Genomic DNA, 16,025 nt, shown 5'->3' with positions numbered 1-16,025 from the left:
TGCCCGCGAAGGGGCCAGTACTGTCGACAAAAAACTATTGAGACCGCGGCCGATCCGGCATCAGCACCGCCACATGCTCCGGCTCAGCTCCAGCCTCCAGCGGTGGCTCGACCGGATGCCGCGGCACCAGCGCCTGTTGTGGATAAGTTTGCGCGAAATGCACCCACGGGCAGTTATCCACAAGCTTTTTCAAACGCTGGTTGAACGCCCGGCTCACCGCATATTGGCCACCGGACACCGTACGGAATTGCGCGGTCAGCACCACGCCGTTGAGGTCCATCCTGTCTACGCCAAACACATCCAGCGGCCCTTGCAGGTTGTAGCGCAGGAACGCGTCGCTGCTGATGGAATGCCCGGCCTCGCGGATCAGTTCAATGGCCTTGTCGACATCGGTGTCGTAGGTGAATTGCACCGAGAAAAACGCATAGGCGAATTGCCGCGATTGGTTGGTCACGGCCTTGATCTGGCCGAACGGCACCGAGTGCACGAAGCCCTTGCCATCACGCAGGCGCAAGGTGCGGATGGTCAGGCCTTCGACCGTGCCGGCGTGCCCGGAGTCGAGCACCACCCAGTCACCGATGGACAGGGTGTCTTCGATGATGATGAACAACCCGGTGATCACGTCCTGCACCAGTTGCTGGGAACCGAAACCGATTGCCAGGCCAATGACCCCGGCACCGGCCAGGAATGGTGCGACGTTGATCCCCAGGTTGGCCATGGTGGTGATAGCGCAGATCACCACCAGGATGATTTTGATCGCGTTACGCAGCAACGGCAGGATGGTCTTGATACGCGTACTCGGCTGGCGCGCCGAGCGCTTGTTGGTCGGCGGTTTCAGGGCTTCCTGAATCGCCGTGTCGAGCACTACCCAGACCATCCAGGTCACCAGCAGGATCAGGCCGATGTGGCTCAGGGAATCACTGATCGCCCGGCCCACGGCATTACTCACCGCAAACTCGAACAGAGATACGCCCCAGATCCGCCCGAGAATATCGATGAAGACGACAGCCATGCCGATACGCAGCAAGGCATGGGAAAGGTTGAGGAAGCGCTCCTTGTATGCGCCGCTGCGGCGCTGGTCCGCTTCGCTGCGCGCCTTGAACAGATGATGCAGCGTGGTGCTGAGAAACACCGTGGCAATCAGCAACACCGTGGTGAACAAGGCGCTGCGCAGCACTCTCTGGTTGTCCGCCCCGGCGCCGATCAGGTTGATCACCGAAACCAGCACCATCAGCAGAATCGGCCAATACCAGAGCCCGGAAAAAATCCGCAGGGTTTCACGTAATGCCGGTTGGCCGAGACGTTGAGCCAACGGCAGGATGCGGATCACATGAGCGACCGGGCGACGCATGCGAATCACCAGCAAGCCGAAGGAAATCGAGGCCGCCAACCCGGTGAACACCGCAATGCTGCTGGTGAGGTTGCTGCCCAGTTGAAGGGAGATCTGCGGACTGGTCAGGGCATCGCTCAAGGCCACCAGAAAGCCGATACCAAACAAAGGCCGGGGACTTTTCTCACGGATGATCTGCACCGCCCGGCGCTTGTGGCCGGCATTGAACACCATCATCAGCGACATCACCAATGACGCGGCAAAGATCCCCGCGCTTGTGGCATAAGCCAAACACAGCGCCAGCGCCCGACCGGCCGATATCGGCAAAAACTGGCTGGCATAAATCGTCAACGGCAAACTGATCACCGCCGGAAGGGCGTAGGGCAGCACGTAACCGAGCAACGCCTGGCCCCGTTCGCGCCTGAGCAGTAAACGCTGCTCGCACAGGCGTCTGGCGGTCAGCCGCCCAAGCAGCCAAAGCCCGGCAAACACGACCGCCCACACGCAGGTCAGCAGCAGGAAATCCCCGGCGACGCTCCAGGGCGAACGGGCCGATGGCTGATTGACCAGTTGCTCCACTTCATCGGCTGCGCGATCGGCACGCAGGCGCCAGACGTCGACCAGGTTTTCGTTGAGATCGAGTTTGGTCTGGGCCTCGTCGATGCTTGAACTGATGGCACCGAGCAACCCGCCCTGTACCAGCGGCTCGGGGTGGGCCAGCGGTGTCGCGGCGGTCGCAACGGCCGGCAACCCCGGTATCGCGGCGGCTTCCAGTTCCTCGCTGCCCAGAAGCAGTAACGCCCCCAGCAGTATCGCGCTCTTGAGCCTGATCAAAGCACCCGCTCCTTTGGCTGTGTCTGTAAGGAACTGATCGAGAAATGCCGGGCAAGTTCGGGCATTGCCAGCAGATAGCCGAATGGCGATACCCCATGTGGCGAGGGAGCTTGCTCCCGCAGGGGTGCGAAGCGCCCCCAATACCTTACAGTCAGATTCATCAGACTCACCGCGTTCGACGAGCTTGCGACTGCTGCGCAGTCGAGCGGGAGCAAGCTCCCTCGCCACAGACTAACACCCGCACTTGTGATCTTTGCGTCCAAGGCAAATATCAAATGTCCATCCCTGTATTTTTCCGCACGAGCAAAATCCCGACACTGCGCTCCATCGAATCAACCACCGGAGTTGCAGCCATGCCCATTGCCCTGCTCGCGCTGACCCTCAGCGCCTTCGCCATCGGGACGACCGAGTTCGTTATCGTTGGCCTGTTACCCACCATCGGCGCCGATCTCGGCGTCAGTCTGCCATCCGCCGGCCTGCTGGTCAGCCTGTACGCCCTTGGCGTCGCCGTCGGCGCCCCGGTGCTGACCGCCCTTACCGGCAAGGTGCCGCGCAAATTGCTGCTGTTGTCGCTGATGGTGCTGTTCACCCTCGGCAACCTGCTGGCGTGGCAAGCACCGAGCTACGAGTCGCTGATCCTCGCACGGATCGTCACCGGCCTGGCCCACGGGGTGTTTTTCTCGATCGGCTCGACCATCGCCACCAGTCTAGTGCCGAAGGAAAAAGCCGCCAGCGCGATTGCCATCATGTTCACCGGCCTGACCGTCGCGCTGGTCACCGGCGTGCCGCTGGGGACATTCATCGGCCAGCATTTCGGCTGGCGTGAAACCTTCCTTGCCGTTTCGGCACTGGGTGTCATCGCCTTCATCGGCAGCCTGATCTACGTGCCGAAAACTATCGCCCACAGCAAACCCGCGTCGTTGTTGCAGCAATTGCAGGTACTCAAGCAACCTCGCCTGTTGCTGGTGTATGCGATGACGGCAGTCGGCTACGGCGGCTCGTTCATTGCCTTTACCTTTCTCGCGCCGATTCTTCAGGACCTCTCCGGCTTCAGCGCCAGCACCGTCAGCCTGGTGTTGCTGGTCTATGGCATCTCTGTGGCCGTCGGCAATATCTGGGGCGGCAAACTGGCGGACAAACGCGGTCCGATCAGCGCCCTGAAAATCATCTTTGCCCTGCTCGCCGCCGTGTTGTTCGTGCTGACTTTCACGGCCGGCAATCCTTGGCTGGCGCTGGCCACCGTGCTGGTCTGGGGTGCCGTGGCATTCGGCAACGTGCCGGGATTGCAGGTGTACGTGGTGCGCCAGGCCGAGCATTACACGCCCCGTGCCGTGGACGTGGCCTCCGGCCTGAACATTGCGGCGTTCAACCTCGGCATTGCCGGTGGCGCCTGGGGCGGTGGCCTGATCGTCGCCCACATGGGGTTGATTCATACCGCGTGGATCGGTGGCCTGGTGGTGCTGGTGGCGCTGGCATTGACCGCGTGGAGTGGACGTCTTGATCGCCTCGGCCCGGTGTTCGCCGAACCGGCCGAGGGCTCTGCCCGCATTATCACCGGCCACTGATAAACCCTGTGGGAGCGGGCTTGCTCGCGAAAGCGGTGTGTCAGTCACCTCATTGTTGAGTGTGCCGACGCCTTCGCGAGCAAGCCCGCTCCCACACTGGATGGATGTGAGTTCAAGTCGGGTACCGTCCGTAGCCCCATCGAAACTTTCGCCACTGCCCCAGAGTCATCCAAAAACAGGTGCAGTCAGGCGGCAGGTGACATGACAGCGAATCACACCGGTATTCCCGCACACTCAAACGCAACCGACACGCAGGTACAGGGTCCGTCCGTCACTTGTCGTTTCACGGTGCTGACGGTCAACACCCATAAAGGTTTCACCGCGCTCAACCGGCGTTTCATCCTGCCGGAACTGCGTGAAGCGGTGCGCAGCGTGTCTGCCGACGTGGTGTTTTTGCAGGAGGTCCACGGCACCCACGAGCAGCACCCCAAACGCTACACCAACTGGCCGACGATGCCGCAATACGAGTTCCTCGCCGACACCCTGTGGCCACAGTTCGCCTATGGACGCAATGCGGTGTATCCGGCGGGCGATCACGGCAATGCGCTGTTGTCGAAATTCCAGATTATCCGCCACGACAACCTCGACGTGTCCATCAGCGGGCACGAGAACCGCGGGCTGTTGCATTGTGTGTTGCGCTTGCCCGGCGACGGCCAGGAGGTACATGCCATTTGCGTGCACCTGGGGCTGCGCGAAACCCACCGCACGGCACAACTGAAATTGCTCGCCCAGCGCCTGGACTCCCTGCCCGGCGACGCCCCGGTCATCGTCGCCGGAGACTTCAACGACTGGCGCCAGCGCGCCGATGCGCTGCTCAAGCCCAGCGGTCTGCGTGAAGTCTTCGCCGCGCACCATGGCAAACCGGCGCGCAGTTTCCCGGCGCGCTTGCCGGTATTGCGCCTGGACCGCATTTACGTACGCAACCTCAAGGCCAGCCATCCACGCGTGCTGACAATCCGGCCCTGGTCGCACCTTTCCGACCACGCACCGCTGTCGGTGGAGATCGAGCTATGAGCAGCCAGTCGATGGAAAAAACCACGCTGGAACACATCCCCGCTCCGCCCAACCGCGAGCCGATAGCGGTCGATGTCGAATACGGCTGGCAAGGCAGTAACCGCGTCGAGTTGCTGGAAAATGGCGAAGCGTATTTTCCCCGGGTGTTTGAAGCTCTGCGCCGGGCGCAAAGTGAAATCCTGCTGGAAACCTTCATCCTGTTCGAGGACAAGGTCGGCAATGAGCTGCAACAGATCCTGATCGAAGCCGCTCGGCGTGGCGTGCGCACCACCGTCAGCCTCGACGGCTTTGGCTGCGGTGAACTGAGTACCGGGTTCCTCACCGACCTGACCGCAGCGGGCGTCCATCTGCAAATGTTTGACCCGGCACCGAAACGCCTGGGCATCCGCACCAACTGGTTCCGGCGCCTGCACCGCAAGATTGTGGTGGTGGACGGCACCATTGCCTTCATCGGCGGGATCAATTTTTCCGCCGATCACCTGGCCGATTTCGGCCCCGAGGCCAAGCAGGATTATTCGGTGGAAGTGCAAGGCCCGGCCGTGGCCGACATCCATCACTTCGCCCTGCTGCAATGCGGTCGCCCGGTGCGGGCCAAATACTGGTGGCAGCGGCGCCGGGTGCGGCGTTCGGAACTGGCCCTCAACGATCATGATGGCCAGGTGCGGCTGGTGTACCGCGACAACGGGGAACACCCGAGCGACATCGAAGAGGTTTATCGCCAGGTGCTGCGTCAGGCACAGCGGCGAGTGGTGATCGCCAACGCCTACTTCTTTCCCGGTTTCCGCTTGCTGCGCGAGATCCGCAACGCCGCGCGCCGGGGCGTGGATGTGCGGCTGATCCTGCAGGGCCAGCCAGACATGCTGGTGGCCAGGCTCGCAGCGCGCATGACCTACGATTACTTGCTCAAGTCCGGCGTGAAGATCTACGAATATTGCGACCGCCCGCTGCACGGCAAGGTCGCGTTGGTGGACGAAGACTGGAGCACCGTCGGCTCGAGCAACCTCGACCCGTTGAGCCTGTCGATGAATCTGGAAGCCAACGTGCTGATCCGCGACCGCAACTTCAATCGTCATCTGTTCGATCGCCTGGAAGACCTCAGCGATAACCACTGCAAGGTCATGTCTCCCGACATCGCGCCACGCGGGCGTGTCTGGCACATGACCATTGGTTTTCTGGTGTTTCACTTCCTGCGGCATTTCCCGGCGTGGGCCGGTTGGTTGCCCGCGCATAAACCTCGCCTGAAACCCTTCCCTCCTCCAACCGGGAGCGCTGACCATGAACCGCGCTGAGACCCACGCGCCGGCCCCCGCCAAACATTCGGGCAAGTCCCACTGGAGCCGCTGGAAACGACCGCTGACGATGCTGTTTTTCCTGATGCTGATCGTGCTGTTCACAATGCTCGCCCAGCGCATCGAGTGGGACGAAGTGTTCGATAACCTGGCCGACTTCAAGGTACGCACGCTGATCATCGCGTCGGGGCTGACCCTGGTGAGTTTTCTGGTGTACGCCTGCTTCGACCTGATCGGCCGCACCTACATCCGTCAGAACCTGACGTGGAAACAGATCCTGCCCGTGGGAATCATCAGCTACGCCTTCAACCTGAACCTGAGTGCCTGGGTCGGCGGCATCGCCATGCGCTACCGGTTGTATTCACGGCTCGGGGTCAGCAAGAGCAATATTGCGAAAATCCTTGGCCTGAGCCTGGCGACCAACTGGTTCGGCTACATGGTGATTGCCGGCGCCGTGTTCAGCAGCGGGCTGGTGCGCATGCCGCCGGGCTGGAAACTCAGCAGTAGCGCGCTACAAGGCGTGGGGGTCTTGTTATTGCTGCTGAGCGCCGGGTACCTGGCGGCGTGCCGGTTTGCCAAGCGTCGGGAATGGGCGATTCGCGGCATGGAGATTGACCTGCCGTCGTTGCGCATGGCGGTGCTGCAACTGGCGCTCGGGGCCCTGAACTGGTCGCTGATGGCGGCGGTGATTTTCATGTTGCTGCCGGGCAAGCTCGACTATCCACTGGTGCTGGGGGTGTTGTTGATCAGCGCCATCGCCGGAGTCATCACGCACATCCCGGCCGGGCTCGGCGTGCTCGAGGCGGTGTTCGTGGCGCTGCTGCAACACGAGTTTTCGCGGGGCAGCCTGGTGGCGGGCTTGCTGGCCTATCGGGCGATTTATTTCATCCTGCCGTTGTTGATTGCCCTGGTGATGTACCTGCTGGTGGAAGCCAAGGCCAAGTCGTTACGGATTGCGAAGAAACCCAAATAATTTGTAGTGCTTCCAGGACCGCCATCGCGAGCAAGCCCGCTCCCACAGTTGATCGGTGATGAACACATTCTTTGTGAACACTTGCAGACATTGTGGGAGCGGGCTTGCCCGCGAAGGCGTCCGCAAGCACAGCGCAAATCTCAGGACGATTGAATAATGCTCAACCGCTCCCCCACCACCATCTCGGTAATCCAGCCCACCAGGATCGAGGTGTAAGCTTGCTGTGAAACCGTGTCGCTCAAGGCATGGTCGGCACCGTCGATGATGCGGTGGGTCAGCGAGTGAGTCTGCCGGCACGCCGCGCGGTAACTCATGATCGTCGCGTGGGGGACGTGGTCGTCGGTCTCCGACTGCACCAACAGCACATCCCCGGTGAACAGCGAACAGGCATGCAAGGCACGATTGCTGTCGACGCACACCAGGGTGCTTCGGTAATCGCGCAGATCCAGCTTGTCCAGATCGCGTTTCGGCGTGTGCCATTGCTCGTCGCGATACAGCGCCGGCACCCGCAGCGCCAGCCAGCGAACGGGCCTGAGCGAGGTCAGAATCGCGGCCAGATAACCGCCGTAACTGGTGCCGACCACGGCAATCGCCGAAGTATCGAGGGCCGGGTGCGCGAGTAAACGGTCATAGGCCGCCAGCAAGTCACGCAAATTGTCTTCCCGGGTCACCCGGGACAATGGAATGCCGGTGCCACCGGTGCCGCCGGTGTGCCCGCGCAGGTCGAAGGTCAGGCACACACAGCCCAACCCGGCGATACCTTTGGCGCGTTCCAGATCCCGTTCCTGACTACCGCCCCAGCCGTGCACGAAGAGCACGCCGGGGACCTTCGATTTGGGACTCAGAAAAGTCCCGCTCATCTGTTCATTGTCTATGTCGATTTGAATGGATTCGCTTCTAGCCGTCATAGGATTCAACCGTCACGTACTTGAGGAGAAAGTCATTGTTCTGCGCCGGCCCGCGGTACACCTCGATGGCGTCTGCCGGCAGCGGCCGATCGATGTAGGACTCCACCGACGACACACGAATCGCGCGTACTCCCGGATCGTCGACGAAGCTCTGCAAGGCCGCCACCTCGGCGCTACTGGCACCGCCCATGCGCCAGGACTGTTCGAGCACGCCACTGCGCCGCTGGCCGTCGCTGCCAATACCCTGGGCGATGTCGTAGTTGCGCCGCGAGGCATAAAAACCCGGATAGGCTTCATCCGCCGCCTTGTCGAAAACCTGTGCCTGATGAATCGCCAGGCGCACGTCTTCCGGCAGATCCAGCATCAGTAATTGGTCATAGCCACCCGGCACCACCAGCAGGTTGGACCCGCCATACACCTGTTCACCCTGAGCGTCCTCGGTCAGGTATTGATCACCGCAGTAACTGAGTACCTTGTTGCCGATAAAACTCTGGCCAACGCTGTGGGTGATCACTTGGCCCAGATCCTGTTCGAGCACCACGCCTTCGCTGAACAGTTTTTTGGCGTCAGGCCTGGCAAGCATCTCGTCGAACCGGTCGAGGCTGTTGATCACTTCCTGACCACGTCCGGCGCAGGCATGAATCGGCTTCAGGCGGATCGGCCCGGCGTACAACAAATGTTCTGCCGCCGGCCGTGCATCCTTCAGGGAAAACACGCTGAGGCCGTCGAGCACTACGCTGCGCACCCGCTCGGAAAACAACGGCGCCCAGCCTGGTGGTGCATGGGCATGGCGGTTCAACAAGCCGTGACTGATGGCTTTGGTGCAGATGAAGTCGTGGTCGACATAACCGCCCCACAAATCCTCCGGCCCCTTGACCCCCAGTTGCCGGGCAGCCGCAGCGCCCACCAGAGTCTGGGTCGGCAACAGATAGAGGTCCCGTCCGTCGTGCAGCTGCGGGTCGTAGCTGCCGCCGTACTTGAGCCGCAAAATCTGCGCCAGCCAACGGGCCAGCGCACGGTTGGTTTCGACTTCATGCAGCGGCGCGTCGGCGAGCACCGAATGGGCGACCACCAGTTTCTTGCAGTTCGTCGGGGTCATGCATCCCCCTTCAATCGACGCTTGATGAATGTAGCTGAGGGGGTGCAGAGATCAGGCCAAGGCGCGGTGCCGGGAAATACCTTTCAAATCAACCGATTGGGTAAAACATGATGGCATGAGGCCTGTTTTATTCTGCACGATGCCCTTTGATATGCCGGCATTTTGCACGACTCCAGACTGGCACAGAATCAATGTGGGAGCGGGCTTGCTCGCGAAGGCGGACTTTCAGTCAACATTTGCGCTGAATGACACTCTGTCTTCGCGAGCAAGCCCGCTCCCACAGAAGATTTGTGGTGATGGGCCTATCGTGACCGCGGCACCCGGCGTCACCTCCGAACCGCGTCCGATAATCACTCGGCGCCAGCCCGGTGATTTTCCTGAACGTCGCGCGAAACGCGCCGGGGTCCTGATAACCCACCGTCCAGGCAATGTGGTCGATGGTGCCGTTGGTGAATTCGAGCATTTCCCGGGCCTTGCCGACTCGCAGATGCTGGCAGTATTCGGTGGGTTTGAGCCCGGTGGCTGCGCGGAAGCGGCGCAGGAAGGTGCGCTCTTCCAGCCCTGCCTTTTCGGCCATCGCCGCCTGCGACACATCGGTTGCCCCGGTGCTTTGCAGCCAGTGTTGCACCTTGAGGATCTGGGCATCGCCGTGGCTGAGGATCGGCGCGAAGTTGCTGCCGCACTCGCTGGCGCTGTCGCTGTGCTCCACCACCAGAAAACGTGCGGTATTGGTGGCGATGCTCGGCCCCAGCAGCCGGTTGACCAGGCGCAGACCCAGTTCCGACCAGGCCATCAGCCCGGCGGTGGTAATCAGGTCGCCGTCATCGACAATCGGCGTATCGGCCTTGAGCCGGATCGCCGGATAACGTTCGGCGAAGGCTTTGGCCGAGGTCCAATGGGTGGTGGCGCTGCGACCATCGAGCAGACCGCTTTCGGCCAACAGGATAGACCCCACGCAAACCCCGCCCAGCGTCGCGCCACTGGCATGTTGCTGACGCAACCAGTGGATCAATCCCTGTGGCGCCTTGTCCTCGGAAAAACCGGTGATCGACGGCGGAATCAACACGGCCACCAGCGCACGGTCCGGGCCGGGATGGCTGTCGAAGACCCGAACCGGCGCCTGATCGCCTTCGACCTGCCAATGGCTGACCCGCAGCAGCGGCAACTGCGCAGACTGATGTTCGGCGGCGATCCGGTTCGCCACCCCGAACAAATCCGTCAACCCATGCACCGCCGCCATCTGCGCGCCGGGATAGATCAACACCCCCAGTTCGGCGATTGCCCTTTCTGCGTCCATTGTCAGTTTTCCCCCTTCTATTGTCGGTGCGGCCAATCCCCGGATCGCCTGCCAGAGCCAATACTTCATTCCACAGCCAACACACACTTCGAGGAAACAGTCATGGCCAGGCAAGCGCTCATCGTAGTCGATATCCAGAATGACTACTTCCCCCAAGGCAAGTGGCCGCTGGTTGGCGCCGACGCGGCCGCCGACAACGCCGCACGCCTGATCAAGGCCTTCCGCGACGCGGGGGATCCAGTGGTGCACATCCGCCACGAATTCACCTCCGAAGAGGCACCGTTTTTTACCCCGAACTCCGAAGGCGCCAAGCTGCACCCCAAAGTCCTCAACCGCGCCGACGAACCGGTGGTGCTCAAGCACTTCGTCAATTCATTTCGCGAAACCGGGCTGAAATCGATCCTCGACGAGCAAGACATCAAGGAGCTGGTGATCGTGGGCAGCATGAGCCACATGTGCATCGATGGCATCACCCGTGCGGCGGCGGATTTTGGCTATAAGGTCACCGTGATCCACGATGCCTGCGCGACCCGTGACCTGGAATTCAATGGCGTGACGGTTCCGGCGGCGCAGGTTCATGCGGCGTTCATGGCAGCCCTGGCGTTTGCGTATGCCAGCGTGGTCTCGACCGACGAGTTCATCGCGGCCTGAGTCTGCAACTAAATCTCACCGCCCATAAAAAACCCGCACTTCAGACCGAAGTGCGGGTTTTGTTTTGTCAGCTTGCTGCTTGTAGCTTGAGGCTAGCAGCTGCTTTAGAACGGAATATCGTCATCAAAGCTGTCGAAATCCGGAGCCGGCTGAGGAGCAGCCTGCTGTGGCGCCGGGCGCGATTGCTGCGGTGCCGATTGCTGTGGACGCGGAGCCTGCTGGCGCGGAGCGGATTGCTGGTAGTTGTTACCGCCGCCCTGGCCCTGCTGGTCGCCCTGTGGACGGCCGCCCAGCAGTTGCATGGTGCCTTGCATGTCGACCACGATTTCGGTGGTGTAACGCTTGATACCGTCTTTTTCCCACTCGCGGGTCTGCAGCTTGCCTTCGATGTACACCTGCGAACCTTTACGCAGGTATTCGCCAGCGATTTCCGCCACTTTGCCGAACATCGACACACGGTGCCATTCGGTCTTTTCGACTTTCTGACCGGTTTGCTTGTCGGTCCACTGTTCGCTGGTCGCCAGACTCAGGTTGGTCACGGCATTACCGTTAGGCAAGTAGCGAACTTCGGGATCCTGGCCGCAAGTGCCGACCAATATGACTTTGTTAACCCCACGGGCCATAACGTTCTCCTAGGCTACGCACGCTGCCCCGGCCGGGTTGTTCACCAGGCACTCAAGGGTGGTGCGATCCAATAGTTCGGTGTCCAGTTTGATGTAAATCGCCGCCTCATCTGCGACGATGACTGCATCTGTTACCCCTACGACCGCCTTCAGGCGCTCGACCAGACCCGCTTCGCGGATCGCCTCGGGCGACAACGGCAAGCGCAGGCTTGTGACGTAGGGAGGTTCGCGCATGGTAACAGCAAAGGCCAGCCAGAGGGCAGCCAGACCGGCGCATCCGAGGAACACAACCGACAGACCGCCATGCTGGAACAGCCAGCCACCGAGGATTCCCCCCAGTGCCGAGCCGAGGAACTGGCTGGTGGAATAAACCCCCATCGCAGTGCCCTTGCCGCCTGCCGGTGAAACCTTGCTGATCAGCGATGGCAACGAAGCTTCCAGCAGATTGAATGCGGTGAAGAACACCACCGTACCGATCACCAGAGCCCGCAAGCTATCGCCGAACTGCCAGAAGAATAGCTCAGTGAGCATCAACGTCACGACGGCGCCGAGTAAAACTCGTTTCATTTTGCGTTTCTTCTCGCCATAGATAATGAACGGGATCATGGCGAAGAAAGAAATCAGCAGCGCGGTCAGGTACACCCACCAGTGCTGCTCTTTGGGCAGCCCGGCTTTCTCGACCAGCGCCAGCGGCAAGGCGACGAAGCTGGACATCAACATCGCGTGCAACACAAAAATGCCCAGGTCCAGACGCAGCAGGTCCGGATGCTTGAGTGTCGGGATCAGCGCCTGGCGCGCGATACCGGATTCGCGGTGCTGCAACGGGCCGGTGGAGCGCGGCACCATGAACATCACGATCACGATGCCGAACAGCGCCATGCCGCCCGTGGCAAGGAACAGCCCGGACAGTCCGAAGGCACGGGTCAGCAGCGGGCCGACCACCATGGCCACCGCAAATGACAGGCCGATGGTCATGCCGATCATGGCCATGGCCTTGGTCCGGTGCTGCTCGCGGGTCAGGTCGGACAGCAAGGCCATGACCGCCGCGGAAATCGCCCCGGCGCCCTGCAGGATTCGCCCGGCGATCACGCCCCAGATCGAATCGGCATTGGCGGCCAGCAGACTGCCGAGGGCAAAGACGATCAAGCCCAGATAAATCACCGGGCGACGGCCGATGCGGTCGGAAATGAAACCGAACGGAATCTGGAAGACCGCCTGCGTCAGGCCATAAGCGCCAATCGCCAGGCCGATCAGCGCCGGCGTAGCCCCGGCCAGATCCATCCCATAGGTCGCCAGTACCGGCAACACCATGAACATGCCAAGCATACGGAAGGCGAACACCAGGGCCAGACCGCTTGCTGCGCGGGTCTCGCTGCCACTCATGCGCTCGCTGTGGGGATCGTGCATGGAAAAACCTCATGTGAACCGGCGCCGATTCTACCAGCCCCATCGATTGGCGGGGTATATCGCGACGCTTTGACGCGCATTGCTGACACACTCTTCATGTAAGACAGTCACCCTCTCGTTTGATAGTGTGCATCCATCCAGTATTTGGCCGTATACTCCTACGTTTTCGACGCCCGCCAAGCGAGGCCACCTTGGACAAGATCCTGATTCGTGGGGCTCGAACCCACAACCTGAAGAACATTGACCTGACCCTGCCACGGGACAAGCTGATCGTCATCACCGGCCTGTCCGGCTCCGGCAAGTCGTCCCTGGCGTTCGACACCCTGTACGCCGAAGGTCAGCGCCGCTACGTCGAATCGCTGTCGGCCTACGCCCGGCAGTTCCTGTCGATGATGGAAAAACCCGACGTCGACACCATCGAAGGCCTGTCGCCGGCGATTTCCATCGAACAAAAGTCCACCTCGCACAACCCGCGTTCGACGGTCGGCACCATCACCGAAATCTACGACTACCTGCGCCTGCTTTATGCGCGCGTGGGTATTCCGCGCTGCCCGGATCACGACATCCCGCTGGAAGCACAGACCGTCAGCCAGATGGTCGACCTGGTTCTCGCCGAACCGGAGGGCAGCAAGCTGATGCTGCTGGCGCCGGTCATCCGCGAGCGCAAAGGCGAGCACCTGTCGGTCTTCGAAGAACTGCGCGCCCAAGGGTTCGTCCGTGCCCGGATCAACGGCAAGCTTTACGAACTGGACGAAGCACCCAAGCTCGACAAGCAGAAAAAGCATTCTATTGATGTCGTGGTCGACCGCTTCAAGGTCCGCGCCGACCTGCAACAACGCCTGGCCGAATCCTTCGAGACCGCGCTGAAGCTGGCGGACGGCATCGCCCTGGTGGCACCGATGGACGACGAGCCGGGTGAAGAGATGATCTTCTCCGCACGCTTCGCCTGTCCGATCTGCGGCCACGCCATCAGCGAGCTGGAGCCCAAGCTGTTCTCCTTCAACAACCCGGCCGGCGCCTGCCCGACCTGTGATGGTCTGGGGGTAAAACAGTTCTTCGACATCAAGCGCCTGGTCAACGGCGAACTGACCCTGGCCGAAGGGGCGATTCGTGGCTGGGACCGGCGCAACGTCTATTACTTCCAGATGCTCGGCTCGCTGGCCTCGCACTACAAGTTCAGCCTGGAAGTGCCGTTCAACGAACTGCCCGCCGACCAGCAGAAATTCATCCTGCAAGGCAGCGGCTCGCAAAACGTCGATTTCAAATACCTGAACGACCGTGGCGACATCGTCAAACGCTCGCATCCGTTCGAAGGCATCGTGCCGAACCTGGAGCGACGCTACCGCGAAACCGAATCGGCATCGGTGCGCGAGGAGCTGGCCAAGTTCCTCAGCACCCAGTCGTGCCCGGACTGCCGCGGCACCCGCCTGCGCCGTGAGGCGCGACACGTGTGGGTCGGTGAGAAAACCCTGCCGGCGGTGACCAACCTGCCGATTGGTGATGCATCCGATTATTTCGGCGGGCTCAAGCTCACCGGTCGCCGTGGCGAAATTGCCGACAAGATCCTCAAGGAAATCCGCGAACGCCTGCAGTTCCTGGTCAACGTCGGCCTCGACTATCTGTCGCTGGATCGCAGTGCAGACACCTTGTCCGGTGGCGAGGCCCAGCGCATCCGTCTGGCCAGCCAGATTGGCGCCGGTCTGGTGGGCGTTCTGTACATCCTCGACGAACCCTCCATCGGCCTGCATCAGCGCGATAACGACCGGCTACTGGGCACCCTCAAGCACCTGCGCGATATCGGTAACACGGTGATCGTGGTCGAGCACGACGAAGACGCCATTCGCCTGGCCGACTACGTGGTGGACATCGGCCCGGGTGCTGGCGTGCACGGCGGGCATATCGTCGCCGAAGGCACACCGGCCGAGGTCATGGCGCACCCGGACTCGCTGACGGGCAAATACCTGTCGGGCCGGGTGAAGATCGAAGTCCCGGCCAAACGTACGCCACGCAACAAGAAGCTGACGCTGTCGCTCAAGGGCGCGCGTGGCAACAATTTGCGCAATGTCGACCTGGAGATTCCGATTGGCCTGCTGACCTGTGTCACCGGCGTGTCCGGCTCAGGCAAGTCGACGCTGATCAACAACACACTGTTCCCCTTGAGCGCCACGGCGTTGAACGGCGCAACGACGCTTGAGGCAGCCGTCCACGACAGCATCAAGGGCCTGGAGCACCTGGACAAGGTGGTTGATATCGACCAGAGCCCGATCGGTCGCACACCGCGTTCCAACCCGGCGACCTACACCGGATTGTTCACACCGATCCGCGAGTTGTTCGCTGGCGTACCGGAGTCCCGCTCCCGGGGCTACGGGCCGGGGCGTTTCTCCTTCAACGTCAAGGGTGGACGCTGCGAGGCTTGCCAGGGCGACGGCCTGATCAAGGTAGAGATGCACTTCCTGCCGGACATCTATGTGCCATGCGATGTCTGCAAGAGCAAGCGCTACAACCGTGAAACCCTGGAGATCAAGTACAAGGGCAAGAGCATCCACGAAACCCTCGAGATGACCATCGAGGAAGCGCGGGAGTTCTTCGATGCCGTACCGGCACTGGCGCGCAAGCTGCAAACGTTGATGGACGTCGGCCTGTCGTACATCAAGCTGGGGCAATCGGCGACCACGCTGTCCGGCGGTGAAGCCCAGCGGGTGAAACTCTCCCGCGAACTGTCCAAGCGCGATACCGGTAAAACCCTATACATCCTCGATGAACCGACCACCGGGCTGCATTTCGCAGACATTCAGCAACTGCTGGACGTGTTGCATCGCCTGCGCGACCACGGCAACACCGTGGTGGTGATCGAACACAACCTGGATGTGATCAAGACAGCTGACTGGCTGGTGGACCTGGGTCCAGAGGGCGGTTCCAAGGGCGGGCAGATCATTGCCGTCGGCACGCCAGAGGAAGTGGCCGAGATGAAGCAATCTCACACTGGCTACTACCTCAAACCACTGCTGGAGCGTGACCGGGCTTAACCGGGCCCC

12 protein-coding genes are annotated in these 16,025 nt (G+C 61.4%); 6 read left to right on the top strand and 6 right to left on the bottom strand.

The window, feature by feature from the left end; translation table 11 throughout:
- Window positions 1-34 precede the first annotated feature (34 nt).
- Window positions 35-2,164 carry a mechanosensitive ion channel family protein gene (locus PMI28_RS20740; protein ID WP_007984439.1) on the bottom strand — a complete coding sequence of 710 codons (2,130 nt, stop codon included), beginning with the start codon at window positions 2,162-2,164 and terminating at the stop codon, window positions 35-37.
- A 353-nt stretch (window positions 2,165-2,517) separates the two neighbouring features.
- On the opposite strand from PMI28_RS20740, the gene PMI28_RS20745 reads away from it, so the two are divergent.
- From PMI28_RS20745 to PMI28_RS20760, 4 genes are all read left to right on the top strand, one after another.
- The gene (locus PMI28_RS20745) at window positions 2,518-3,729 is read left to right on the top strand and encodes an MFS transporter (protein WP_007984438.1); all 1,212 of its coding nucleotides are present in this window, start codon (window positions 2,518-2,520) and stop codon (window positions 3,727-3,729) included.
- Between the two features lie 201 nt (window positions 3,730-3,930).
- Window positions 3,931-4,743 carry an endonuclease/exonuclease/phosphatase family protein gene (locus PMI28_RS20750; protein WP_007984437.1) on the top strand — a complete coding sequence of 271 codons (813 nt, stop codon included), beginning with the start codon at window positions 3,931-3,933 and terminating at the stop codon, window positions 4,741-4,743.
- Window positions 4,740-6,032 (top strand): cardiolipin synthase ClsB, encoded by a 1,293-nt coding sequence (clsB, locus tag PMI28_RS20755; protein WP_007984436.1) that lies wholly within the window; start codon window positions 4,740-4,742, stop codon window positions 6,030-6,032. The genes PMI28_RS20750 and clsB overlap by 4 nt, the downstream gene beginning before the upstream one ends.
- Window positions 6,019-7,005 carry a lysylphosphatidylglycerol synthase domain-containing protein gene (locus PMI28_RS20760; RefSeq protein WP_007984435.1) on the top strand — a complete coding sequence of 329 codons (987 nt, stop codon included), beginning with the start codon at window positions 6,019-6,021 and terminating at the stop codon, window positions 7,003-7,005. Before clsB ends, PMI28_RS20760 begins: the two co-directional genes overlap by 14 nt.
- Before the next feature lie 140 nt (window positions 7,006-7,145).
- On the opposite strand, the gene PMI28_RS20765 is transcribed toward PMI28_RS20760, so the two are convergent.
- From PMI28_RS20765 to PMI28_RS20775, 3 genes are all read right to left on the bottom strand, one after another.
- Window positions 7,146-7,913, bottom strand: a complete 768-nt coding sequence (locus tag PMI28_RS20765; protein WP_007984434.1) for an alpha/beta hydrolase family protein — start codon at window positions 7,911-7,913, stop codon at window positions 7,146-7,148.
- Window positions 7,903-9,012: a DUF3182 family protein gene (locus PMI28_RS20770; protein WP_007984433.1), complete on the bottom strand. Its 1,110-nt coding sequence runs from the start codon at window positions 9,010-9,012 to the stop codon at window positions 7,903-7,905. Before PMI28_RS20770 ends, PMI28_RS20765 begins: the two co-directional genes overlap by 11 nt.
- A gap of 229 nt (window positions 9,013-9,241) precedes the next feature.
- The gene (locus tag PMI28_RS20775) at window positions 9,242-10,309 is read right to left on the bottom strand and encodes a GlxA family transcriptional regulator (protein WP_007984432.1); all 1,068 of its coding nucleotides are present in this window, start codon (window positions 10,307-10,309) and stop codon (window positions 9,242-9,244) included.
- Window positions 10,310-10,411: 102 nt separating this feature from the next.
- Here PMI28_RS20775 and PMI28_RS20780 point away from each other — a divergent pair, with 102 nt between their 5' ends.
- Window positions 10,412-10,960: a cysteine hydrolase family protein gene (locus tag PMI28_RS20780; protein WP_007984431.1), complete on the top strand. Its 549-nt coding sequence runs from the start codon at window positions 10,412-10,414 to the stop codon at window positions 10,958-10,960.
- A 104-nt stretch (window positions 10,961-11,064) separates the two neighbouring features.
- Here the strand turns inward: PMI28_RS20780 and PMI28_RS20785 are convergent, their stop codons facing one another.
- Together PMI28_RS20785 and PMI28_RS20790 are read right to left on the bottom strand one after the other, a co-directional pair.
- Window positions 11,065-11,583, bottom strand: coding sequence for a single-stranded DNA-binding protein (locus tag PMI28_RS20785; protein ID WP_007984430.1), 519 nt, complete (start codon window positions 11,581-11,583; stop codon window positions 11,065-11,067).
- A 9-nt stretch (window positions 11,584-11,592) separates the two neighbouring features.
- Window positions 11,593-12,990: an MFS transporter gene (locus PMI28_RS20790; RefSeq protein WP_007984429.1), complete on the bottom strand. Its 1,398-nt coding sequence runs from the start codon at window positions 12,988-12,990 to the stop codon at window positions 11,593-11,595.
- A 191-nt stretch (window positions 12,991-13,181) separates the two neighbouring features.
- Here PMI28_RS20790 and uvrA point away from each other — a divergent pair, with 191 nt between their 5' ends.
- The gene (uvrA, locus tag PMI28_RS20795) at window positions 13,182-16,016 is read left to right on the top strand and encodes an excinuclease ABC subunit UvrA (RefSeq protein ID WP_007984428.1); all 2,835 of its coding nucleotides are present in this window, start codon (window positions 13,182-13,184) and stop codon (window positions 16,014-16,016) included.
- Window positions 16,017-16,025: the final 9 nt, after the last annotated feature.

Source organism: Pseudomonas sp. GM48, from assembly GCF_000282335.1.
Classification (GTDB): Bacteria; Pseudomonadota; Gammaproteobacteria; order Pseudomonadales; family Pseudomonadaceae; genus Aquipseudomonas.
This window is presented reverse-complemented; position numbering and strand designations above follow the sequence as displayed.

Excerpts from the sequence above, each read along its gene's own strand:
- PMI28_RS20745 (WP_007984438.1), top strand. The coding sequence starts at position 2,518 with ATGCCCATTGCCCTGCTCGCGCTGACCCTCAGCGCCTTCGCCATCGGG.
- PMI28_RS20750 (WP_007984437.1), top strand. The coding sequence starts at position 3,931 with ATGACAGCGAATCACACCGGTATTCCCGCACACTCAAACGCAACCGAC.
- clsB (WP_007984436.1), top strand. The coding sequence starts at position 4,740 with ATGAGCAGCCAGTCGATGGAAAAAACCACGCTGGAACACATCCCCGCT.
- PMI28_RS20760 (WP_007984435.1), top strand. The coding sequence starts at position 6,019 with ATGAACCGCGCTGAGACCCACGCGCCGGCCCCCGCCAAACATTCGGGC.
- PMI28_RS20765 (WP_007984434.1), bottom strand. The coding sequence starts at position 7,913 with ATGACGGCTAGAAGCGAATCCATTCAAATCGACATAGACAATGAACAG.
- PMI28_RS20770 (WP_007984433.1), bottom strand. The coding sequence starts at position 9,012 with ATGACCCCGACGAACTGCAAGAAACTGGTGGTCGCCCATTCGGTGCTC.
- PMI28_RS20775 (WP_007984432.1), bottom strand. The coding sequence starts at position 10,309 with ATGGACGCAGAAAGGGCAATCGCCGAACTGGGGGTGTTGATCTATCCC.
- PMI28_RS20780 (WP_007984431.1), top strand. The coding sequence starts at position 10,412 with ATGGCCAGGCAAGCGCTCATCGTAGTCGATATCCAGAATGACTACTTC.
- PMI28_RS20785 (WP_007984430.1), bottom strand. The coding sequence starts at position 11,583 with ATGGCCCGTGGGGTTAACAAAGTCATATTGGTCGGCACTTGCGGCCAG.
- PMI28_RS20790 (WP_007984429.1), bottom strand. The coding sequence starts at position 12,990 with ATGCACGATCCCCACAGCGAGCGCATGAGTGGCAGCGAGACCCGCGCA.